The sequence below is a fragment of the Streptomyces sp. NPDC047061 genome (genome assembly GCF_040643955.1).
Taxonomy (GTDB): domain Bacteria; phylum Actinomycetota; class Actinomycetes; order Streptomycetales; family Streptomycetaceae; genus Streptomyces.
The window spans coordinates 178299-200249 of sequence record NZ_JBEYVI010000006.1 but is presented as its reverse complement, the minus strand read 5'-3'; the positions used below and the strand labels follow the sequence as shown (position 1 = coordinate 200249).

Genomic DNA, 21951 nt, shown 5'->3' with positions numbered 1-21951 from the left:
CGGTGGGTTCCTTTGCGTTCACCGCTCCAGGGGTCCGCCGGGGACGGCGCTGTCGGTGGCGGCTGGGAGGATGGAGGGGTGACTGGAACCCTTGTCCTCGCAGGCACCCCCATCGGCGACGTCGCGGACGCGCCGCCCCGGCTCGTCGCGGAGCTGACCGGCGCCGACGTGATCGCGGCCGAGGACACGCGCAGACTGCGGTGGCTCACCCAGGCGCTGGGCGTGACGCCCAAGGGGCGCGTGGTGTCGTACTTCGAGGGCAACGAGGCGGCCCGCACACCGGAGCTGGTCGAGGAACTCGTCGGCGGCGCGCGCGTGCTGCTCGTGACCGACGCCGGGATGCCGTCCGTCTCCGACCCCGGCTACCGGCTGGTCGCCGCCGCCGTGGAGAAGGAGATCCGGGTCACGGCCGTCCCGGGGCCGTCCGCCGTGCTCACCGCGCTCGCGCTGTCCGGGCTGCCCGTCGACCGGTTCTGCTTCGAGGGCTTCCTGCCGCGCAAGGCGGGCGAGCGCCGCTCCCGCCTCCAGGAGGTCGCCGAGGAGCGCCGCACCCTCGTCTACTTCGAGGCCCCGCACCGCCTCGACGACACCCTCGCCGCCATGGCCGAGGTCTTCGGCGCCGAGCGGCGGGCCGCCGTCTGCCGTGAGCTGACCAAGACGTACGAGGAGGTACGGCGCGGTCCGCTGGCCGAGCTGGCGGTGTGGGCCGCCGACGGGGTGCGCGGCGAGATCACCGTGGTCGTCGAGGGCGCGCCCGAGCGCGGGCCCGAGGAACTCGACGCGGCGGAGCTGGTGCGGCGGGTGCGGGTGCGGGAGGAGGCCGGCGAGCGCCGCAAGGAGGCGATCGCGGCGGTGGCGGTGGAGGCGGGGATTCCGAAGAGGGTGGTGTTCGACGCCGTTGTCGCCGCGAAGCGTGTTGATGGCTGAGGTCGGTTTTCGGAGCGCCGTCGTGGTTGCTCCTGTGTAGTCGTGTGCGGGGTGCTGGGGGCTGGTCGCGCAGTTCCCCGCGCTCCTGAAAGGGGCGCTCGGGTCCCGGCGGTCCCAGGGGGCGCTCCTTGATCTCTGAGCGGGTCGCTTCTCGGCTGAGCGTGCGCCCCTGACCTGCGGCGATGTGTCCTCTGAGCGGGGAGCTTCTCCTCTGAGCGCGCGCCCCACGGGACGGTAAAGCAAGGGCGGGAAACGCAAAGCCCAGCCCTGTGCGGGGAGGCCGATTTGGCAAGCAGAATCCAAATCGCCTCCAACACTCGGCAGGCCTGTCGCATTCGCGTCGGTGAAGGCGTCCACTGGTCAGCAGGGACGCACCCGTCCCTCACCCCCAATGGGATTCCGGGGGGAATCCCCGCGCCGGGGGTGCGTGCTTGTCCGAGCGGACAAGAGGAGCTGGCATGAGTGAGATCGCAGGGCAGACCGGCCTCCGCGGTGCGGCCACAGCCGTCGTCCACGAGTCGTATTCCTTCGCCTGCATGCGATGCGGGCACGGCTGGGAGCAGTCGTACGAGATAGAGCACCACACCGACGCCGACAACCACGAGTTCGTCAAGTACGTGACGAACGGCCGGGTCGTCCCGTCACCGCTGAGCCGGCCCTCGTGCCAGAACTGCGACGGCCAGGTCCTGCGGATCATGCGCGCGGGGCAGGTCTCGTCGGTGCGGAACGCCGCGCAGCGGTCGCATCAGCCGTCGGCGCGGGAGCGTTCCGTCGGGCAGGACGGTACGGAGACCGGGCCGGCCGCGGCGGTGACGGAGGCCTCCGCGGAGGCCAAGGCGGTGCACCACTGGCACCTGTCCGATCTCCTGCATCCCTTCCAGCGCAAGGCGAGCTGATACGGGCCCTGGGCGTGGGTCCGGCGGGCATGCCCCTTTCGTAGGATCGGGGCATGCCTTCGAACGCCCCCGGTACGGCCTCCCGCACGGCCGACAAGAACACGGCGCCGCCGCTCCCGGAACCGCTCCGGGTGCCCGTCGCGGACTCCCACACCCACCTCGACATGCAGTCCGGCACGGTCGAGGAGGGCCTCGCGAAGGCCGCGTCGGTGGGCGTGACGACCGTCGTCCAGGTCGGCTGCGACATCAAGGGCTCGCGGTGGGCGGCCGACACCGCCGCCGCGCACGAGAGTGTCCACGCGACCGTCGCCCTGCACCCCAACGAGGCCCCGCGCATCGTGCACGGGGACCCCGACGGGTGGTCCCGGCAGGGGGCCCGGGCCGGGGGCGGGGACGCCGCGCTGGACGAGGCCCTTGCGGAGATCGACCGGCTGGCCGGGCTGCCCCAGGTCAAGGGCGTCGGCGAGACCGGCCTCGACTACTTCCGCACCGGGCCCGAGGGCAAGGCCGCCCAGGAGCGCTCCTTCCGCGCCCACATCGAGATCGCCAAGCGGCACGGCAAGGCCCTCGTCATCCACGACCGCGACGCCCACGCCGACGTCCTGCGCGTCCTCAAGGAGGAGGGCGCCCCCGAGCGGACCGTGTTCCACTGCTACTCCGGGGACGCCGAGATGGCCGAGGAGTGCGCCCGCGAGGGCTACTTCATGTCCTTCGCCGGCAACGTCACCTTCAAGAACGCCCAGAACCTGCGGGACGCGGTGGCGGTGGCCCCCCTGGAACTGCTCCTCGTGGAGACCGACGCGCCCTTCCTGACCCCGGCGCCGTACCGCGGACGGCCCAACGCCCCGTATCTCATTCCGGTCACGGTGCGGGCGATGGCGGCCGTGCGCGGCATCGACGAGGACGCGCTGGCGACGGCCCTGGGCGCGAACACGGCCCGCGCCTTCGATTACTGAGGGTGCATCGATCATAACTGGCGCATAACGCTCACGGGGCCGCACCTTCGGTCCGCTCGCGACCGTGCGTAGTCGTGCCGCTTTGGAGAGTGACGGGTGCTCCGCTAGGTTCTGGGGGCCCGATCCGGACCCCTCTGGCCCTCTGGAGCGTGTCGGCGTGAGCGCATCGCAGTACGAGACGTCTGGGACGTACGACCCCTATGACGCGCCCGGAGTGCACGGCGCACAGGAGATGTACGGCGTGTACGACGCCGAGACGCTGGGATACGGCGCGCCGTACGGAACGGCGTCCGAGACGGCGTACGGGACGGCGTACGGGGGTGACACGTACCGCCCGGCGTACGAGGCCGCGGCGCAGGCGCACGTGAGTGAGCCGGTGCTGCCGCGGCAGGGTGAGCGCGGTGCGCAGGGCGAGGCGCGCGAGGCGGGTGCGCGCGCCGTGGCGGGGCGCCGCGCCGCGCGCCGGCGGAGGGCGCGGTACTCCAGGCGCCCGGAGTCCGCCGTGCGCCGTCTGCTGCCGCAGGCGCTCGTCGTCGCGTTCCTCGCGGGCGGCACCACCGCGTTCCTCGCCAAGGACAAGGCGATCGAGCTGACCGTCGACGGCAGGCCGCGCACCCTGCACACGTTCGCCGACAATGTGACCGGCCTGCTCACCGAGGAGGGAGTCCCGGTCGGCGCGCACGACGTGGTGGCGCCCGCCCCCGGCACGGCGCTGGCCAGCGGCGACGAGGTCGCGGTGCACTACGGCCGGCCCGTGCGGCTCACGCTGGACGGCGAACGGCGCGAGGTGTGGACGACGGCGCGCACGGTGGACGGGGCGCTCCGGCAGCTGGGGGTGCGTGCCGAGGGCGCGTATCTGTCGGCCTCGCGCTCCCAGAGCATCGGACGCGCCGGGCTCGCGCTCGACGTCCGCACCGAGCGCACCGTCACGATCCTGGCGGACGGCCGGACCCGGACCATCCGCACCAACGCGGCGACCGTCGGCGAGGCCGTCGAGGAGGCCGGGATCACCCTGCACGGCCAGGACACCACCTCCGTGCCCCGGTCCGGCTTCCCGCGCGACGGGCAGACGGTGACCGTGCTGCGCGTCACGGGCAGCAGGGAGGTGCGCGAGGAGACCATCCCGTTCGAGGTGCAGCAGACGCCGGACCCGACGGTGTTCAAGGGCACGGAGGTGGTCGAGCGGGCCGGACGGCCGGGGTTGCGCCGTGTGACCTATTACTTCCGCTCCGTCAACGGAGTCCGCGAGAAGCCCCGCCGCGAGACGTCCGAGGTGGTGCGGAAACCGCGCACGCAGCTCGTGAGGGTGGGGACCAAGCCGCACCCCGACTCCGTGAAGGGCGCCGACGGCCTGAACTGGCACGGTCTCGCCGCGTGCGAGTCCGGCGGCCGCCCGCACGCGGTGGACCCCTCCGGGACGTACGGCGGGCTGTACCAGTTCGACACCCACACCTGGCACAGCCTCGGCGGCAGCGGCCGTCCGCAGGACGCCTCGGCCGAGGAGCAGACGTTCCGCGCGAAGAAGCTCTACGTGAGCCGCGGCTCCACACCCTGGCCGCACTGCGGGGCGCGGCTGCACAGGTGACCGAGGCAGCCGAGCTGACCGAGGTGAGCGAGGTGACCGGCGGAAGGCGGCCCCGGCGGCCCCGTACCCTTGTCCCGTGAGCAGCCCCACCCCCGACGCCCTCCTCGGCCCCGCCGACATCCGTGAGCTCGCGGCAGCGCTCGGTGTGCGCCCGACCAAGCAGCGCGGTCAGAACTTCGTGATCGACGCCAACACGGTCCGCCGTATCGTCCGCACCGCCGAGGTCCGCCCGGACGACGTCGTCGTGGAGGTCGGCCCGGGACTCGGGTCCCTCACGCTCGCGCTCCTGGAGGTCGCCGACCGGGTCATCGCGGTCGAGATCGACGACGTGCTGGCCGGCGCCCTGCCCGCGACGATCGCGGCGCGCATGCCGGCGCGCGCGGACCGGTTCGCGCTGGTCCACTCCGACGCGATGCACGTCGCCGAGCTGCCCGGCCCCCCGCCGACCGCGCTGGTCGCGAACCTCCCCTACAACGTCGCCGTGCCCGTCCTCCTCCACATGCTGGAGACCTTCCCGAGCATCGAGCGGACGCTGGTGATGGTGCAGTCCGAGGTCGCCGACCGGCTCGCCGCCGGACCCGGCAACAAGGTGTACGGCGTGCCGTCGGTCAAGGCCAACTGGTACGCCGAGGTGAAACGCGCCGGTGCCATCGGGCGCAACGTCTTCTGGCCCGCCCCGAACGTCGACAGCGGCCTCGTCTCCCTCGTCCGGCGGGCGGAACCGCTGAAGACGACCGCATCGAGGCGCGAGGTCTTCGCGGTGGTCGACGCGGCGTTCGCGCAGCGCCGCAAGACCCTGCGGGCGGCGCTCGCCGGCTGGGCCGGGTCCGCGGCGGCCGCCGAGGCGGCGCTGGTCGCGGCCGGGGTCTCGCCGCAGGCCCGCGGGGAGGCGCTGACGGTCGAGGAGTTCGCGAGGATCGCAGAACACAAGGAGCCCGGTAAGTGAGCGTCACGGTTCGCGTCCCCGCCAAGGTCAACGTCCAGCTCGCGGTGGGTGCCGCGCGCCCCGACGGCTTCCACGACCTGGCCAACGCCTTCCTCGCCGTGGGCCTCTACGACGAGGTCACGGTCACGCCCGCCGACGAACTGAGCATCACGTGCGAGGGCCCGGACGCCGCCGAGGTCCCCCTCGACCGCACCAACCTCGCCGCCCGCGCCGCGCTCGCGCTCGCCGGGCGCCGGGGCATCGAGCCGGCCGTGCACATCCACATCGCCAAGGACATCCCGGTCGCCGGCGGCATGGCCGGGGGGAGCGCGGACGGGGCAGGCGCGCTGCTCGCGTGCAACGAGCTCTGGCAGGCGGGCGCCTCCCGCGCCGAACTCCTCGCCATCTGCGCCGACCTGGGCAGCGACGTGCCGTTCAGCCTGGTCGGCGGCGCCGCCCTCGGCACCGGGCGCGGCGAGCGGCTGACCGCGCTCGAAGTCGGCGCCACCTTCCACTGGGTGTTCGCGATGGCCGGGCGCGGGCTGTCCACCCCGGCCGTCTTCCGCGAGTTCGACCGGCTCGCGGAGGGGCGCGACATCCCGGAGCCGGTCGCCTCCCGCGACCTCCTCGACGCCCTCGCCAAGGGCGACCCCGACGCGCTCGCGGCCGCCGTCTCCAACGACCTCCAGCCCGCCGCGCTCTCCCTCTTCCCGGAGCTCGCGGACACCCTCGACGCGGGCCGCGCGGCCGGCGCGCTCACCGCGCTGGTCTCCGGTTCCGGTCCCACCACGGCGTTCCTGGTCCGCGACACCGCGTCGGCGCAGAAGGTCTCCGAGGCGCTGCTCGCCTCCGGCACCTGCCGCACGGTGCGCACGGCGCCGGCGCCCGCGCCGGGCGCGACCGTGCTCACGGCGGACCGGACCGCCCGGTCCGTGTAGCCTGAAACTAGGTCTGACCTGCGGAAATGTGAAGATTCGGTGCTGTTACCTACTTCACGGTAACTGGATTTTCGCAAATGCGCCCCAGGGTCCCTTTCGCGCCATCTGGCTCATGGTGACGGCTGGCATGATCGCCATCCCCGCCCTCTGTTACCGGCGGTACCTCGTGTGCGCGGCGACGACGTGTCCGTGCCACGTAGAGAGGACATTTCCATGGGGCACATGGACCACTTCAGCGCCGGATGGGTCACTCCCGTCTTTTCCTACGCGATGGCCTGCGTCGGCTCGGCGCTGGGACTGCGCTGCACCGTCAGGGCACTGGAGGCGGAAGGCGCCTCGAAACGGAACTGGCTGACACTCGCCTCGTTCGCCATCGGGTCCGGCATCTGGACCATGCACTTCATCGCGATGATGGGCTTCTCCGTGGAGGGCACGCCCATCCGCTACGACATCCCGCTGACCGTGCTCAGCCTCGTCATGGCGATCGCCGTCGTCAGCGCCGGCGTCTTCACCGCCGGATACGGCCGTTCACGCGTCCAGGCGGTGCTGCTCGGCGGCCTGGGCACCGGGCTCGGCGTCGCCGCGATGCACTACACCGGCATGGCCGCGCTCAACCTGCACGGCTCGGTGGGCTTCGACCCGCTGATGGTCATCGCGTCCGTCGCGATCGCCGTCGTCGCGGCCACCGCGGCGCTCACCCTCTCCCTGGTCGTCCGCGGACCCGTCCTGGCCACGCTCTCCGCCCTCGTCATGGGGCTCGCGGTGAGCAGCATGCACTACACGGCGATGTACGCCGTCAGCGTCAACCTCAGGCCCAGCAGCGCCGAACTGCCCGGTGCCACGGCCACCGAGTTCCTCTTCCCGCTCGCGGTGCTGCTCGGCTCGTTCCTCTTCCTCGCCTCCGCGTACGTGGCGCTGTCCCCGACCGGCAAGCGCCACGAGTCCGCGGTCGCAGCGGAGTTGCTGCGCGAGGTCGAACTGACCACGGCCTGACCGCCGTTCCCCACTGCCGCCACCCCCCACACCTCCTCGACACCCTCACCCCGTCCGGGAACGCGCGCCCTCGGCCCGCCGGTTCCCGGGCGCGCCCCTCCCCGAACGAGGTCCCCATGCGCGTTCGCCGTACCACCGAACGACTCCGCCCCAGATCCGTCCGCGCGAAGATCGTCGCCCTGCTCATGCTGCCCGTCGTGTCGCTGATGGCCCTGTGGGCGTACGCCGCCGTGACGACCGTCGCCGCGATCGGCGACACCGAGCGGGCCAAGGACGTCAACGCCCAGCTCCTCACCCCCGTGGCCGACTTCGTGACCGCGCTCCAGGGCGAGCGGACCGCCGCCACCCGCTACGCGGCCGCCCCCGGCGCCCGTTCCCTCGCCGCGCTGAAGACCGCCAGGGCGGCCACCGACGCGGCGCGGACGAAGCTCACCGACGGCATCAACGCGTCCACCTCCGACGCGGCCCTGCTCAACTCCGCGCTCCCCGACCGGATCGACCGGCTGTCCACCGCCGCGGACTCCGTCGGCACCGTGCGCGCGGAGACCGCCCAGAAGGGCGCGGCGCAGCAGGCCTACACCCAGTACACCGCCGTCGTGGAGCGCGCCTTCGCCGTCACCGGGGCGCTCACCGGGGAGAAGGGCACCGACTCCGCCTCGCAGACCCGGGTGGTGCTCGAACTGGCACGCGCGCGTGAGGCGTTCGCCCGCGAACAGGCGCTGCTCGCCGCGGGCGAGGCGGTCGGCCGCCTGACCCAGCGGGAGTACACCGCGTTCGTCGGCGCGGCAGCCACCCACCGCGAGCTGCTGGAGCCCGCGGTCGCCGACCTGAAGGCCGCGCACAGGCGGGCGTACGACGAGATCCTGGACGGCGCGGGGTACCGGCGGCTGGCCGCCGTGGAGGACCGGGTCGAGGCCGCGGGGCCGGGCGCCGACGCGGTGTCCGCGGCCACGCTGTCCGGCTGGGACGGCTCCGCCACCGGCGTGCTCAGGGCACTGACGGCGGCCGAGGAGGGCGCCGGTACGGGGGCCACGGCCAAGGCCGCCACGTTCGGCTGGTCCACGCTCGGCGCGTCCGGCGTCGCCGTCGTCCTCGGCCTGGTCGGCGTCCTGCTGTCGCTGCTGGTCTCGGTGGGCGTCGGCCGCGGCCTGATCGTCGAACTCCTCGACCTGCGGAACTCCGCCCTGGAGGTGGCCGGCCGCCGCCTCCCGCAGGCCATGCGCAAGCTGCACGCCGGGCAGGGCGTCGACATCGACGCCGAGGCACCCATGCGCCGCCTCGTCGGCGACGAGCTCGCCCAGGTGGGCACCGCCCTCACGGCCGTCCAGCGCGCCGCCCTGAAGGCCGCCTCCGAGCGCGCCGAGCTCCTCAGCGGCATCTCCGGCGTGTACGTCAGCCTCGCGCGCCGCAGCCAGGTGCTGCTCCACCGCCAGCTGGACCTGCTCGACCGGATGCAGCGCCGCCAGCAGGACCAGACCGAGCTGCACGACCTCTACCGCGTCGACTACCTCGCCACCCGCATGCGCCGCCACTCGGAGAGCCTGCTCATCCTCTCCGGGATCGCGCCGGGCCGCGGCTGGCGGGACCCGATCCCGCTGGCGGACGTGGTGCGCGCCGCCGTCGCCGAGATCGAGAACTCCGCGCGCGTGCAGATCTGGGCCGTACCGCGCGTGTCGGTCGCCGGCGGCTCGGTGGCCGACGTGATCCACCTGATCGCCGAACTCGTCGAGAACGCGGCCGCCTTCTCGCCCCCCAGCACCAAGGTGCAGCTGCGTGCCGCGCGGATGCGCGAAGGCCTGCTCGTCGAGATCGAGGACAGCGGCTTCGGCATGAACGAGGAGGCGATGGCCGAGGCCAACGGCAAGATCCAGTCCGCCAGGGTCGACCTCCTCGACGCCAAGCAGATAGGGCTGTTCGTGGTCAACCGGCTGCGCGAGCGGCAGGGCCTCAGGGTCGAGCTGCGCCCCTCGCCGAACGGCGGGGTCACGGCCGCGGTCCTCATCCCCGAGAACCTCATGCGCGACGACATGCCGGTCGGCGAGCAGACCGCCGCGAGCGGCCGAGGCCTCGCCCCGGCGGCCGCGCTGATCCACCGCCGGAGACTGGGCGAGGCGGGCGCCTGAAGCCCCGGACACCCGACGAGCCGCACGCACGCGTGCGCGCGTGCGTGCCGAAGGCGGCTCGCGGCCGGACGGTCTCTCCGCGCGCATTACGCTGGGAGGCTGACCGTCCCCGTGCGCAGGAGTGAAATGGCCGTCAACCTGGTCAATGTCGAGAACGTCAGCAAGGTCTACGGCACCCGTGCCCTGCTGGACGGCGTCTCGCTCGGCGTGTCGGAGGGCGACCGCATCGGCGTGGTGGGCCGCAACGGCGACGGCAAGACCACCCTCATCCGGATGCTCGCCCGGCTGGAGGAGGCCGACACCGGCCGCGTCACGCACTCCGGCGGCCTGCGTATCGGCGTCCTCACCCAGCACGACTCCCTCGACCCGGCCGCCACCGTCCGCCACGAGGTCATCGGCGACATGGCCGACCACGAGTGGGCCGGCAACGCCAAGGTCAGGGACGTCCTCACCGGCCTCTTCGGCGGCCTGGACCTGCCCGGCTTCCCCAAGGGCCTGGACACCGTCATCGGCCCGCTGTCGGGTGGCGAGCGGCGCCGCATCGCGCTCGCCAAGCTGCTCATCGAGGAGCAGGACCTGCTCGTCCTCGACGAGCCCACCAACCACCTCGACGTCGAGGGCATCTCCTGGCTGGCCAGGCACCTGCGCGAGCGCCGCTCGGCCCTCGTCTGCGTCACCCACGACCGCTGGTTCCTCGACCAGGTCTGCACCCGCATGTGGGACGTGCAGCGCGGCGCCGTCTACGAGTACGAGGGCGGCTACTCCGACTACGTCTTCGCCCGCGCGGAGCGCGAGCGGATCGCGGCCACCGAGGAGACCAAGCGGCAGAACCTGGTCCGCAAGGAGCTGGCCTGGCTGCGCCGCGGCGCCCCCGCCCGTACCTCCAAGCCGCGCTTCCGGGTCGAGGCCGCCAACGAGCTGATCAAGGACGTGCCGCCGCCGCGCGACACCTCCGAGCTGATGAAGTTCGCCTCGTCGCGGCTCGGCAGGACCGTCTTCGACCTGGAGGACGTGACCGTCCAGGCCGGACCGAAGGTGCTGCTCAAGCACGTCACCTGGCAGCTCGGCCCGGGCGACCGGATCGGCCTGGTCGGCGTCAACGGCGCCGGCAAGACCTCGCTGCTGCGCGCCATGGCCGAGGCCGCCCGGACGGAGGGCGAGGCGCAGCCGGCGGCCGGGCGGGTCGCCGTCGGCAAGACCGTGAAGCTCGCCTACCTCTCCCAGGAGGTCGCCGAGCTGAACCCGGCCACGCGGGTCCTGGAGGCCGTCCAGCAGGTCCGTGAGCGCGTCGACCTCGGCAAGGGCCGCGAGATGACCGCCGGGCAGCTGTGCGAGACGTTCGGCTTCAGCAAGGAGAAGCAGTGGACGCCGGTCGGCGACCTCTCCGGCGGTGAGCGCCGCAGGCTGCAGCTGCTGCGTCTGCTGATGGACGAGCCGAACGTCCTCTTCCTCGACGAGCCCACCAACGACCTCGACATCGAGACCCTCACCCAGCTGGAGGACGTCCTCGACGGCTGGCCCGGCTCGATGATCGTCATCTCCCACGACCGGTTCTTCGTGGAGCGCACCACCGACCGGGTCTTCGCCCTCCTCGGCGACGCCACGCTGCGGATGCTGCCGCGCGGCATCGACGAGTACCTGGAGCGCCGGCAGCGCATGGAGGAGGCGGTCGCCGCCACCGCCACCGCCGCGGCCCCCAAGGCCGCCACGGCCGAGCGGAGCGCCGCCGACCAGCGCGCCGCCAAGAAGGAACTCCAGAAGATCGAGCGTCAGCTGGACCGCATCTCCGAGAAGGAGACCAAGCTGCACGACCAGATCGCCGCGAACGCCACGGACTTCGCGAAGGTCGCCGACCTCGACGCCCAGCTGCGCGACCTGGCCGGCGAGCGCGAGGACCTGGAGATGCGCTGGCTGGAGCTGGCGGAGGACGCCTAGCCACCGGCCACCGGCGTGAAACAGGCCTCCGCGGTCCCCGCGCAACCCCCTTGCGCGGGCCCGGTGAAGGGGGCGTGAAGGCGCGTAACGGTGGCATCACGGGGCGGTTCTCCCTTGGGAACAGCGGCAGATGTGGGCCGGTGGGCTGTCGGTGGCGGGTGGTAGAAAGGTCCGTCTGAGAACTGTCTGAGTACGGCCCATGGGCCGTCACACGCCTCGGACGTGGCTCAAAATCAGTGAACGAGGGGGAAGAACGCTGATGACACAGCCGCCCGGCCAGCCGCCGCACGGCGCTTTCGGAGCACCGCAGGACCAGCCGCCACCGGGCGGCGGCTTCGGTGCTCCGCAACAGCCGCCCGCGCAGGGCGGCTTCGGCGCCCCCGCCCCTCAACCACAGCCACAGCCACAGCCGGGATACGGCTACCCCCAGCAGCCCGCTTACGCCCCCGGCCCCTACGCCCAGCCGGCCGGCCCCTACGGCGCACCGGGACCCGGGCCGGGACCGGTGCCGGGTCCGTACGGGCCGCAGCCCGGCTACGGCTACCCCCCGCAGCAGCCGCCGTACCCCGGCGGCCCGGGTGGGCCCGGGACGCCCCCGCCCTCCGGCGGCGGGCCGTTCAAGGGGAAGCCCGCGCTGATCGTCGCGGCGGCGGTGGCGGGGCTGCTGGTCGTCGGCGGCACGGTGTACGCCCTGACCGGCGAGGGCGACGGCAAGAAGCCGGTCGCCCAGCAGTCCGACGACCCCAAGGCCTCCGGTACTCCGGCCGACCCGGGTGACGGCAGCGGCGACGGCGGTACGGACCCGGACAACCTCAACGCGGGCCGCAAGTCCGGCGAGGCCAAGGTGCTCTGGTACAAGTCGGCACCCGACGCGCCCGCCTCCGGCGCCGACGCGCCCGGCATGTGGATCACCGGGAAGACGGCCGTGAAGGCGGCGTACAAGCAGGTCTTCGCCTACAAGGTGGGCAACGGCGACCCGGCCTGGGCCCCGATCGCGTTCCCGCAGAAGATCTGCGCGGTCACCCCGCAGAAGTCGGCGGACGGCAAGGTCGTCGTGGCCTACATGAACGGCACCAGCGACCGCGCCAAGTGCAACCAGCTGCAGGAGATCGACCTCGACACGGGCAGGAAGGGCTGGACCGCGACCGTTGCCGACGGCGGGCTGTTCGACAGCGCCCTCAGCATCGAGCTGACGATCAGCGGAAAGACGCTGATGGTCGGCCGCTCCGAGTCGGGCACGGCGTACGACCTCGGCAGCGGACACAAGCTGTACGACAAGAAGAAGTACGGCGCGGCCTGTTTCCCGACGGCGTTCGCCGGCGGCACGGACCGGCTGGTCGAGGTGGCGTCCTGTGCCGCCGGCGGCAGCGACGAGCACGACGAGATCTCGCAGCTGGACCCCGCCACCGGAAAGGTCGAGTGGACCCGGCCGATCAAGAAGGGCTGGACGGTCGAGCGGACGTACTCCGTCGACCCGCTCGTGGTCTACCTGACCAACCAGGACAAGCAGGCCTGGAACATCTCGGTCCTGGACGGCAAGGGCACGTTCCGTTCCGAGGTCAAGGTGAACGAGAAGTTCGCGCCCCAGTGCGGTCTGGCGATCCTCGCCCGCGACCTCCAGGGCTGCCAGGGCGTGGCCGTCGACGCGAACACCCTGTACCTGCCGACGGACGTGAGCGGCGGCGGCAACGAGATCGTCGCGATCAGCCTCACCGACGGCACGGCGAAGTGGCGTACGAAGTCCCCGACGGACGAGTCGATGTACCCGATGAAGATCGAGGGCGGCAGACTCGTCGCGTACGTACGGCCGTCGTACGACGCGGGCGGCCAGGTCGTGTCGATCCCGACCACCGGCACAGGCCACAAGCCCACCAGGTTGCTGCAGAACCCGCAGCACACCGCCGACATCGAGGGCGGCTTCTACGACGGCGCCGTCGACTGGGCCGACGGCCGCTTCTACCTCTCCTCCACGCGGCTGACCGGCAGTGACGACGCGAAGGAGAAGCTGATGATGGCCTTCGGTAACTGAGCGGGGCCCGTCCCGTGCCGCCCGCAGTCCGTCAGCCCGCGCCGTCCGCAGCCCTCTCGCGCGCCGTCCTCCGAGGTACCCCGTCATGACCCAGCCGCCCCCTCCGCCCCCCAACCAGCCCCCGCAGCAGCCCGGTTTCGGCGCACCCCAGCCACCCCAGCCACCCCAGCCGGGTTACGGCTACCCACAGCAGCCCCCGGCCCCCCAGCCGGGTTACGGCTATCCGCAACAGCCCCCGAACCCGTACGCCCAGCAGCCCGGCTACGGCTATCCGAACCAGCCGCCCCAGCCCGGCTACGGCCACCCCGGCGGCCAACCGGGCGGCCCCGCTCCCGGCCCCGGCCGGAACAACGCCACGCTGCTCATCGTCGTCGCGGCGGTCGCCGCCATCGCGCTGATCGTCGGCGGCGGCATCTGGTACGCCAAGTCCTCCGGCGGAGACGGCAGGAAGGACGACACCGCGAGCTCCGGCGGCGGCACCACCGGCGGCCAGGACGCGAACGGCGGCAAGAACGGCAAGGGCACCGAGAAGGTGCCCGCGGACACCACCTCCAAGGTCCTCTTCCAGGTCCCGCTGCCCACGGCCAAGGACACGACCGTCACCGCGGGTTCCTGGCTCACCGACAAGGTGTACGCGAAGAGCGGTATCGCCGAGATCACCGGCTACGACCCCGACTCGGGCGCCAAGCTGTGGACGGTCCCGCTGTCCGGCCCGGTCTGCCGCGCCACCGGGCACGTCAGCGCCGACGGCCGGACCGCGGTCGTCTTCCAGCCGAAGATGCCCGCGAAGGGCTCCACGGCCGGCTGCACCCAGGTCGCCGCGATCGACCTGAACGCAGGAAAGAAACTGTGGACCCGGACGGTCAAGTCCGGTGACATCCCCCTCAACTTCAACAATGTGACGGTCGCTCAGCAGACGGTCGCGGTCGGCGGCACCAGCGGCGGCGCCGCCTTCGACCTCGCCTCCGGCAAGATCCGCTGGCAGCCGAAGCCGGCCGACAGCTGCTACGACGCCGGCTACGGCGGCGGCGCCAAGCTGGTCGCGGTCCGCAGGTGCGGCAGCGGCGACACCGGCCAGCTGCACATCCAGACCCTCGACCCGGTCTCCGGCAAGGTGCTCTCCGAGTACAAGATGACCTCCGGCATCGACTACGCGAGCGTCGTCTCGACCGACCCGCTGGTGGTGGCCGCCGACATCAACGACAGCGCGGGCGACGGCAGCGGCTTCTCGGACGTCTTCTCCATCGACAACAGGTCCGGCGCACTGCGCACCCGTATCTCCACCCCGGGCAGCTCCTACGCGGCCCGCTGCGACGGCATCTACGAGCTGGAGAAGTGCTCGGGAGTGGCCGTCGGCAACGACAGGCTGTACCTGGCGACCGAGGAGCACGACGGCGACGGGGACTACACGAAGACCAACGAGATCGTCGCCTTCGACCTGGCCACCGGCAAGCAGACCGGCCAGCGCGCCGACGCCGGGGACAACTACACGATCACGCCCCTGCGCATGGACGGCCCCGATGTGATCGCGTACAAGAACGCGCCGTACGACAAGGGCGCCCAGGTCGTCAGCATCGACGGCGGATCCTTCAAGGAGACCGAACTGCTGGAGAACCCGGCGACCACGGCGGTCAAGGCGGTGGAGACCACCATGTCGCCGGAGTACGCCGAGGCCCTCTACTCCCAGGGACACCTCTACCTGTCCGCCGGGTACGCCCACACCGCCACTTCGTCGTCGGCCAAGGAGTACCTGGTCACCGCCTTCGGTACGGGTGGCTGATACGCGCTCTCCACCCGCGAATGAGAGAAAACCCAGAGATTCCTCCGATCCGGGGCACTTCTCATCAGTAGGGGCAGCGCAACGTCGAACAAGCGTGTAGCTTCCGGGGGCATGAAGGACGAGGTGCCGGGGGGCCCTCTGTCCATGCGGACCAGTGGGCATCCATAGTGGGGCATCCATTGGGGGGACTGGGGGGTTGCTCTATGGGAGTGCGGCTCATGGTGGTCGACGACCACCGGTTGCTCGCGGAGGCGTTGGCCTCGGCGCTGAAACTGCGCGGCCACCGGGTGCTGGCCGCGGCGGCACCGGCGGCGGGCGCGGCCGAGCTGGTCATCACACGGGCACCCGAGGTGTGCCTGCTCGGTACGGCGGCACCGGCGGAGCCGGGGATCTTCGACCCGGTGGTGCGGATCAAGAAGGAGCGGCCGCAGGTCGCGGTGCTGGTGCTGGGCCCGGTGCCGTCCCCGCGGGGCATCGCGGCGGCCTTCGCCGCGGGCGCCTCCGGGTACGTACGGCACGACGAGCGGATAGAAGGCGTCGAGCGCGCGATCATGAAGGCGCGGGCCGGGGAGGCCGCCGTGGCACCCGCCCTGCTCCAGGGCGCCTTCGCCGAACTCCTCAACCCCGCCGCCCAGCCCGACGACGAGGGCCAACGCCTCCTCCAGATGCTCACCCCGCGGGAGGTGGAGGTCCTGGTACGGGTGGCGGACGGCGAGGACACCCGCCTCATCGCCGCCGGCATGGGCATCGCCCCGAGCACGGCCCGCACCCATGTGCAGAGGGTCCTGATGAAACTGGGGGTGGGATCGAGGCTGGAGGCAGCGGCACTTGCGGCCCGAACGGGGCTCCTGGACAGGGCGGGACCTCTCAACGGCGGCACAGAGGCGCCCCTTTAGGGGCGCGGGGAACTGCGCGACCAGCCCCCACGCACCCGCACCGAACAACCACCGGCGGCTATTTCTCGGGCTCTTCTGCCGGAGGCACCGGTCGCAACCACAGCCACACCAGAAAGAACACCCCCAGCAACAGCATCCCGATCCCCGTCCACAGGTTGATGTTGATCCCCTGCGCCTTGTCGATCTCGGCCTGGGAGTCCGTGATCCCGGTGATCGTCACGATGATCCCGTACAGCACGAACAACCCACCGATGATCCGCCGCAGATCGAAGATCCGCGCGGCGGTCGCCGACCTGCTCTCCAGCTCGGTGACTTCCCGCTGGACGTCCTGCTCGGAGTAGTGGAACCCGGAGTGCCCGGAGTCGTCGGACATGATCTCTCCATTCTCCCGCGGCCGGGACTAGAACGAGAACGGCACGTAGCAGAGCGCGGCCAGGATCACCGCGCCCCAGCCCAGCAGCGCCGGCCGCCGGTACCAGGCCTCGTCGCCGGGCGCGGGCGCCTCCGTCATGCCGGGGGAGCGCGTGCCGTAGACGAGGCCCGCGAGCTCCGCCTCCGGCTTCGGCGCGGTGAACAGGGAGACGATCACCATCACCACCGCGCCGGCGACGAACCCGGCGATCGCGGAGACGAAGTTGGCGCCCTGGTCGGAGGGGATGCCGATGATGCCCCTCTTGTAGAGGACGAAGTAGTTGACCATCGCGGTCACGGTGCCCGTGAGCAGCCCCCAGAAGCCGGACTTCGCCGAGGCCCGCTTCCAGAACATGCCGACGATGAAGACGACGAACATCGGCACGTTGAAGAAGGAGAACAGCGTCTGGAGGTAACTCATGATGTTCGAGAACGACGACGCCAGGAACGCCGTACCGATCGACGCGCACACGCCGATCGCCGTGATGAGGCGTCCGAAGCGCACGTAGTAGCCGTCCTCCCGGCCCCGGACCACGTACTTCGCCCAGATGTCCGTCGTGAACACGGTGTTGAAGGACGACACGTTGGCCGCCATACCGGCCATGAACGCGGCCAGCAGTCCGGTGACCGCGATGCCGAGCACACCGTTGGGCAGCAGCTGCGACATCAGGTACGGGATCGCGTCGTTGTACTGGAGGTCCGAGCCGGACCTGCCGATGTCCGGCACCAGCGCGGCGGCTACCAGGCCCGGAATCATCACCAGGAAGACGATGAAGATCTTCGGGTAGGCGGCGATCAGCGGGGTGCGCTGGGCGGCGGAGAGGTTCTTCGCCGACAGGGCGCGCTGCACCTCGGCGAAGTTCGTCGTCCAGTAGCCGAAGGAGAGCACGAAGCCGAGGCCGACGACGATGGTCAGCCAGTTCGCGCCGAGCGGGTTGGCCGAGCCGATGCCGGTGCCGCCCCAGGCGGTCGTGAAATTGCGGCCGTGGGTCGCGGTGAGCTTGTCGACCAGGCCGCCCCAGCCGCCCACCTTCTTCAGGCCGAGCACCGACAGCGGGATGAGGGCGGCCAGGATCACGAAGAACTGCAGCACCTCGTTGTAGATGGCCGAGGAGAGACCGCCGAGGGTGATGTAGGCCAGCACGAACGCGCCGGCCACCACGATCGCCACCCACTGCGGCCAGCCGAGGAGCGCCTCCACGACGATCGCCAGGGCGTACAGGTTCACACCGGCGATCAGGATGGCCGCGAAGGCGAACAGGATCGAACTGAGCAGGTGTGCGGCTCTGTCGAAGCGGAGCAGCAGCATCTCGGGGACCGAGCGGACCTTGCTGCCGTAGTAGAAGGGCATCATCACCAGGCCCAGGAAGACCATGGCCGGAATGGCGCCGATCCAGTACCAGTGCACGGTGTACGCGCCGTACTGCGCGCTGTTGGCGGCCATACCGAGGATCTCGGTGGCGGCCAGGTTCGCCGAGATGAACGCGAGGCCGGTGATCCAGGCGGGCAGCGACCGCCCGGAGAGGAAGAAGTCGAGGCTGGTCTTCACCGAGCGGCGGGCCGCGAAGCCGATGCCCAGGACGACGACGAAGTAGATCGCCAGGATCGTGTGGTCGAGGCCGTTGGTCGGCAACCGCAGCTCGGCCGCCAGCCGCACAGCCGATGTGGGGGATACGGGGGCATCTGTGGGGTTCTGCACCCGGTAATTCAACACTTTCGTTGTCTCACCTTGATTGATTGCGATGTTGACTGGGGTGGTGAGTTGTGTTTTGGTGTGTTCGGTTCTGTTTGATGGTTGGCCGGCTCGATCAATGGGAGTCCGCAGTGAAGAAGACCTCGACCCGGCTGGCCGACGGTCGCGAACTCATCTACTACGACCTGCGCGACGACACCGTGCGGGACGCGGTGGACCGCCGTCCGCTGGAGCGGACGCACACCACCTCCGAGATCCGGAGGGATCCGCTCCTCGGCGACCAGGTCGCCATCGCCTCGCACCGGCAGGGCCGCACCTACCACCCGCCGGCCGACCAGTGCCCGCTGTGCCCGACCAAGGGCGAGAGGCTGAGCGAGATCCCGGACTCGTCGTACGACGTCGTGGTCTTCGAGAACCGCTTCCCCTCGCTGGCCGGCGACTCCGGGCGCTGCGAGGTGGTCTGCTTCACCTCGGACCACGACGCGTCCTTCGCGAGCCTCACCGAGGAGCAGGCGGGCCTGGTGTTGGACGCGTGGACCGACCGGACCTCGGAGCTGTCCCATCTCCCCGCCGTCGAGCAGGTGTTCTGCTTCGAGAACCGCGGCGAGGAGATCGGCGTGACGCTCGGCCACCCGCACGGCCAGATCTACGCCTACCCCTTCACCACCCCGCGCACCGCCCTGATGCTGCGCTCCATCGCGGCCCACAAGGAGGCGACGGGCGGGGAGAACCTCTTCGACGCCGTGCTGGCGCGTGAACTCGCCGACGAGCGGGTCGTCCTTGAGAGTGAACACTGGGTTGCCTTCGTGCCGTACGCGGCACACTGGCCCTACGAGGTCCACCTGTACCCGAAGCGCCGCGTCCCCGACCTGCTCGGGCTCGACGAGGCGGCACGCTCAGAGTTCCCCCAGGTTTATCTGGAACTCTTGAGGCGCTTCGACCGTATCTTCGGTGAGGGTGAGCCTCCCACGCCCTACATCGCCGCCTGGCACCAGGCGCCGTTCGGGACGCTGGAGGAGTTCGAGGGTGTCACGCGCGACGACTTCGCGCTCCACCTGGAGCTTTTCACCATCCGCCGAACGTCCGGCAAGCTGAAGTTTCTCGCGGGTTCCGAGTCGGGCATGAGCGTGTTCATCAACGACGTGCCGCCGGAGCGCGCGGCCGAGCGACTGCGAGAGGTAGCGAGTTGATGAAGTACCTGGTGACGGGCGGGGCGGGTTACGTCGGCAGCGTGGTCGCCCAGCACCTGCTGGAGGCGGGCCACGAGGTCACCGTCCTCGACAACCTCTCCACGGGCTTCCGTGAGGGCGTCCCCGCGGGCGCCGCCTTCGTCGAGGGCGACATCCGCGACGCCGCCAAGTGGCTGGGCTCCTCCTACGAGGCGGTGCTGCACTTCGCCGCGTTCTCCCAGGTCGGCGAGTCGGTCGTGAAGCCCGAGAAGTACTGGGACAACAACGTCGGCGGCACCATGGCGCTGCTCGGCGCGATGCGCGAGGCCGGCGTCCGCAAGCTCGTCTTCTCCTCCACGGCGGCCACCTACGGCGAGCCGGAGCAGGTCCCGATCGTCGAGACCGCCCCCACGCAGCCGACCAACCCGTACGGCGCCACCAAGCTCGCCGTCGACCACATGATCACCGGCGAGGCCGCCGCGCACGGCCTGGGCGCGGTCTCCCTGCGCTACTTCAACGTGGCCGGCGCGTACGGCGCGCAGGGCGAGCGCCACAACCCCGAGTCGCACCTGATCCCCCTGGTCCTCCAGGTCGCCCAGGGCAGGCGGGACGCGATCTCCGTCTTCGGCGACGACTACCCGACGCCGGACGGCACCTGCATCCGCGACTACATCCACGTCGCCGACCTGGCCGACGCCCACCTGCTGGCCCTCACGGCCGCCAAGCCCGGCGAGCACCTGATCTGCAACCTGGGCAACGGCGAGGGCTTCTCGGTCCGCGAGGTCATCGAGACCGTCCGGCAGGTCACCGGCCACCCGATCCCCGAGGTCGTGGCCCCGCGGCGGGGCGGCGACCCGGCCGTCCTGGTCGCCTCGGCGGCCACCGCCCGCGAGAAGCTGGGCTGGAACCCGACCCGCGCGGACCTCGCGGGGATCGTCGCGGACGCCTGGGAGTTCGCGCAGCACATCGCAAGGGAGCAGTAGGTGGGGGCAGTACAGCAGGTCACAGGCGCCTTCGAGGAGCTGTACGGGACGGCTCCGGACGGTGTCTGGGCGGCGCCGGGCCGGGTCAACCTGATCGGCGAGCACACCGACTACAACGACGGCTTCGTGATGCCGTTCGCGCTGCCGCACGTGGCGACGGCCGCCGTCGCCCGCCGTACCGACGGCGTGCTGCGGCTGCACTCCTCGGACGTCGAGGGCGGCATCGTCGAGCTCTCCCTCGACGCCCTGGAACCCGGCACCGACCGGGAGTGGACGGCGTACCCGGCGGGCGTCGTCTGGGCGCTGCGGGAGGCCGGCCACCCGGTCACCGGCGCCGACGTCCACCTCGCCTCCACCGTGCCGACCGGCGCCGGCCTGTCCTCCTCCGCGGCCCTGGAGGTGGTGATCGCCCTCGCGCTCAACGACCTCTACGAACTGGGCCTGCAGCGCTGGCAGCTGGCCCGCCTGTGCCAGCGCGCGGAGAACGTCTACGTCGGGGCGCCGACCGGCATCATGGACCAGACGGCGTCCGCCTGCTGCGAGGCCGGCCACGCCCTGTTCCTGGACACCCGGGACCTCTCGCAGAAGCAGATCCCCTTCGACCTCGCGGCCGAGGGCATGCGCCTGCTGGTCGTCGACACCCAGGTCAAGCACGCCCACAGCGGCGGCGAGTACGGCAAGCGCCGCGCGGGCTGCGAGAAGGGCGCGGCCCTGCTGGGCGTGGACGCGCTGCGGGACATCGCCTACGACGACCTCGACGCGTCGCTCGAACGCCTCGGCGACGAGGCGGAGGTACGGCGCCTGGTCCGCCACGTCGTCACCGAGGACCACCGCGTCGAGCGCGTCGTGGCCCTCCTGGAGGCGGGCGACACCCGCGCCATCGGCCCGGTCCTCACCGAGGGGCATGCCTCCCTCCGTGACGACTTCCAGGTCTCCTGCCCCGAGCTGGACCTGGTCGTGGAGGCGGCGAACTCGGCCGGCGCCCTGGGTGCCCGGATGACCGGTGGCGGCTTCGGCGGCTCGGCGATCGTCCTCACCGAGGCGGCCGACGTCGACACGATCACCAAGGCGGTCGAGGAGGCCTTCGCGGCGGCCGGTTTCACGGCCCCGCGGGTGTTCGAGGCGGTGCCGTCGGCGGGCGCCCGCCAGGAGAGCTGAGGCTCAGCCCAGCCGCTTCGTCAGCGTGTACTCCGTGATCCCCGGCGGGTAGTCGGGGATCACGCACACCACCTCGTACCCCTGCTTCCTGTAGAACTCCGGGGCCTGGAAGTCCCAGGTCTCCAGGCGGGCCGCGGTGCAGCCGCGGTCGGTACGGGCGATGCGCTCGGCCTCCGCGAGCAGGCGGCCGCCGAGGCCGGTGCCGCGATGGCGGGCGTCCACCCAGAGGTAGGTGACGTGCAGCCAGGACGCCCAGCTGTGCCCGACCAGACCGCCGGCCAGGTCGCCCGAGCCCTCGTCCATCGCCCAGAGGTGCAGCGGGACCTCGCGCTCGGCCGGGGTGCCGCGCAGGGCCGCCAGGACGGGGGAGGCCGCCGTGTTGGTGGCCAGCAGCCGGGCGCGGAGCAGATCGCGTCGTTCCTTGTCGACTTCCGCCTCAATACGAAACATGCGGCACACCATAAACGCGTCGGCCGGGCAGTTCTGCAAATTGCCTTCCGCTCCCGGCGACCGCCCGTACTCTGATGAGCAGTACCGGTGGGGGCCGGTACTGA

18 protein-coding genes are annotated in these 21951 nt (G+C 71.6%); 15 read left to right on the top strand and 3 right to left on the bottom strand.

What is annotated here, in order from left to right; all coding sequences use genetic code 11:
* Positions 1-78 precede the first annotated feature (78 nt).
* From rsmI to ABZ887_RS13030, 12 genes are all read left to right on the top strand, one after another.
* Complete coding sequence (rsmI, locus tag ABZ887_RS13085; protein ID WP_361287158.1) at positions 79-927, top strand: 16S rRNA (cytidine(1402)-2'-O)-methyltransferase; 849 nt, start codon at positions 79-81, stop codon at positions 925-927.
* A 458-nt stretch (positions 928-1385) separates the two neighbouring features.
* Complete coding sequence (locus ABZ887_RS13080) at positions 1386-1823, top strand: hypothetical protein (protein WP_361287155.1); 438 nt, start codon at positions 1386-1388, stop codon at positions 1821-1823.
* A gap of 53 nt (positions 1824-1876) precedes the next feature.
* A complete protein-coding gene (locus ABZ887_RS13075) occupies positions 1877-2779 on the top strand; it encodes a TatD family hydrolase (protein ID WP_361287152.1) in 903 nt (300 codons plus the stop codon).
* 157 nt (positions 2780-2936) lie between these two features.
* Positions 2937-4364: a ubiquitin-like domain-containing protein gene (locus tag ABZ887_RS13070; protein ID WP_361287149.1), complete on the top strand. Its 1428-nt coding sequence runs from the start codon at positions 2937-2939 to the stop codon at positions 4362-4364.
* Between the two features lie 76 nt (positions 4365-4440).
* The gene (gene rsmA / locus ABZ887_RS13065) at positions 4441-5310 is read left to right on the top strand and encodes a 16S rRNA (adenine(1518)-N(6)/adenine(1519)-N(6))-dimethyltransferase RsmA (protein WP_361287146.1); all 870 of its coding nucleotides are present in this window, start codon (positions 4441-4443) and stop codon (positions 5308-5310) included.
* Entirely contained in the window at positions 5307-6227 is a 921-nt protein-coding gene (locus tag ABZ887_RS13060; protein WP_361287143.1) for a 4-(cytidine 5'-diphospho)-2-C-methyl-D-erythritol kinase, read from the top strand. Before rsmA ends, ABZ887_RS13060 begins: the two co-directional genes overlap by 4 nt.
* A 213-nt stretch (positions 6228-6440) precedes the next feature.
* Positions 6441-7220, top strand: a complete 780-nt coding sequence (locus ABZ887_RS13055; protein ID WP_361287140.1) for an MHYT domain-containing protein — start codon at positions 6441-6443, stop codon at positions 7218-7220.
* Between the two features lie 116 nt (positions 7221-7336).
* Complete coding sequence (locus tag ABZ887_RS13050; protein ID WP_361287137.1) at positions 7337-9343, top strand: ATP-binding protein; 2007 nt, start codon at positions 7337-7339, stop codon at positions 9341-9343.
* A 126-nt stretch (positions 9344-9469) separates the two neighbouring features.
* A complete protein-coding gene (locus tag ABZ887_RS13045) occupies positions 9470-11278 on the top strand; it encodes an ABC-F family ATP-binding cassette domain-containing protein (RefSeq protein WP_361287134.1) in 1809 nt (602 codons plus the stop codon).
* Positions 11279-11537: 259 nt separating this feature from the next.
* Entirely contained in the window at positions 11538-13307 is a 1770-nt protein-coding gene (locus ABZ887_RS13040; protein ID WP_361287131.1) for a PQQ-binding-like beta-propeller repeat protein, read from the top strand.
* Positions 13308-13392: 85 nt separating this feature from the next.
* A complete protein-coding gene (locus ABZ887_RS13035; RefSeq protein ID WP_361287128.1) occupies positions 13393-15087 on the top strand; it encodes a PQQ-binding-like beta-propeller repeat protein in 1695 nt (564 codons plus the stop codon).
* 203 nt (positions 15088-15290) lie between these two features.
* Positions 15291-15983 carry a response regulator transcription factor gene (locus ABZ887_RS13030; RefSeq protein ID WP_089102219.1) on the top strand — a complete coding sequence of 231 codons (693 nt, stop codon included), beginning with the start codon at positions 15291-15293 and terminating at the stop codon, positions 15981-15983.
* A 58-nt stretch (positions 15984-16041) separates the two neighbouring features.
* On the opposite strand, the gene ABZ887_RS13025 is transcribed toward ABZ887_RS13030, so the two are convergent.
* Both ABZ887_RS13025 and ABZ887_RS13020 read right to left on the bottom strand, forming a co-directional pair.
* Positions 16042-16356, bottom strand: coding sequence for a hypothetical protein (locus tag ABZ887_RS13025; protein ID WP_361287125.1), 315 nt, complete (start codon positions 16354-16356; stop codon positions 16042-16044).
* Between the two features lie 27 nt (positions 16357-16383).
* Complete coding sequence (locus tag ABZ887_RS13020) at positions 16384-18093, bottom strand: sodium:solute symporter family protein (RefSeq protein WP_361287122.1); 1710 nt, start codon at positions 18091-18093, stop codon at positions 16384-16386.
* 125 nt (positions 18094-18218) lie between these two features.
* Between ABZ887_RS13020 and galT the strand changes: the two genes are divergently transcribed.
* The 3 genes from galT to galK are packed head-to-tail and all read left to right on the top strand — an operon-like array spanning position 18219 to position 21397.
* Positions 18219-19277 (top strand): galactose-1-phosphate uridylyltransferase, encoded by a 1059-nt coding sequence (galT, locus tag ABZ887_RS13015; RefSeq protein ID WP_361287119.1) that lies wholly within the window; start codon positions 18219-18221, stop codon positions 19275-19277.
* A complete protein-coding gene (gene galE / locus ABZ887_RS13010) occupies positions 19277-20239 on the top strand; it encodes a UDP-glucose 4-epimerase GalE (RefSeq protein ID WP_361287116.1) in 963 nt (320 codons plus the stop codon). The genes galT and galE overlap by 1 nt, the downstream gene beginning before the upstream one ends.
* Positions 20240-21397, top strand: coding sequence for a galactokinase (gene galK, locus ABZ887_RS13005; protein WP_361287114.1), 1158 nt, complete (start codon positions 20240-20242; stop codon positions 21395-21397).
* A 3-nt stretch (positions 21398-21400) separates the two neighbouring features.
* Here the strand turns inward: galK and ABZ887_RS13000 are convergent, their stop codons facing one another.
* Positions 21401-21859 carry an N-acetyltransferase gene (locus tag ABZ887_RS13000; protein ID WP_361287358.1) on the bottom strand — a complete coding sequence of 153 codons (459 nt, stop codon included), beginning with the start codon at positions 21857-21859 and terminating at the stop codon, positions 21401-21403.
* Positions 21860-21951: the final 92 nt, after the last annotated feature.

What these genes read in the sequence shown, in the direction of transcription:
- ABZ887_RS13075 (WP_361287152.1), top strand. Translation starts at nt 1,877, where the DNA reads ATGCCTTCGAACGCCCCCGGTACGGCCTCCCGCACGGCCGACAAGAAC.
- galE (WP_361287116.1), top strand. Translation starts at nt 19,277, where the DNA reads ATGAAGTACCTGGTGACGGGCGGGGCGGGTTACGTCGGCAGCGTGGTC.
- ABZ887_RS13080 (WP_361287155.1), top strand. Translation starts at nt 1,386, where the DNA reads ATGAGTGAGATCGCAGGGCAGACCGGCCTCCGCGGTGCGGCCACAGCC.
- ABZ887_RS13040 (WP_361287131.1), top strand. Translation starts at nt 11,538, where the DNA reads ATGACACAGCCGCCCGGCCAGCCGCCGCACGGCGCTTTCGGAGCACCG.
- ABZ887_RS13055 (WP_361287140.1), top strand. Translation starts at nt 6,441, where the DNA reads ATGGGGCACATGGACCACTTCAGCGCCGGATGGGTCACTCCCGTCTTT.
- ABZ887_RS13035 (WP_361287128.1), top strand. Translation starts at nt 13,393, where the DNA reads ATGACCCAGCCGCCCCCTCCGCCCCCCAACCAGCCCCCGCAGCAGCCC.
- ABZ887_RS13045 (WP_361287134.1), top strand. Translation starts at nt 9,470, where the DNA reads ATGGCCGTCAACCTGGTCAATGTCGAGAACGTCAGCAAGGTCTACGGC.
- ABZ887_RS13000 (WP_361287358.1), bottom strand. Translation starts at nt 21,859, where the DNA reads ATGGTGTGCCGCATGTTTCGTATTGAGGCGGAAGTCGACAAGGAACGA.
- ABZ887_RS13050 (WP_361287137.1), top strand. Translation starts at nt 7,337, where the DNA reads ATGCGCGTTCGCCGTACCACCGAACGACTCCGCCCCAGATCCGTCCGC.
- ABZ887_RS13030 (WP_089102219.1), top strand. Translation starts at nt 15,291, where the DNA reads ATGGGAGTGCGGCTCATGGTGGTCGACGACCACCGGTTGCTCGCGGAG.
- ABZ887_RS13025 (WP_361287125.1), bottom strand. Translation starts at nt 16,356, where the DNA reads ATGTCCGACGACTCCGGGCACTCCGGGTTCCACTACTCCGAGCAGGAC.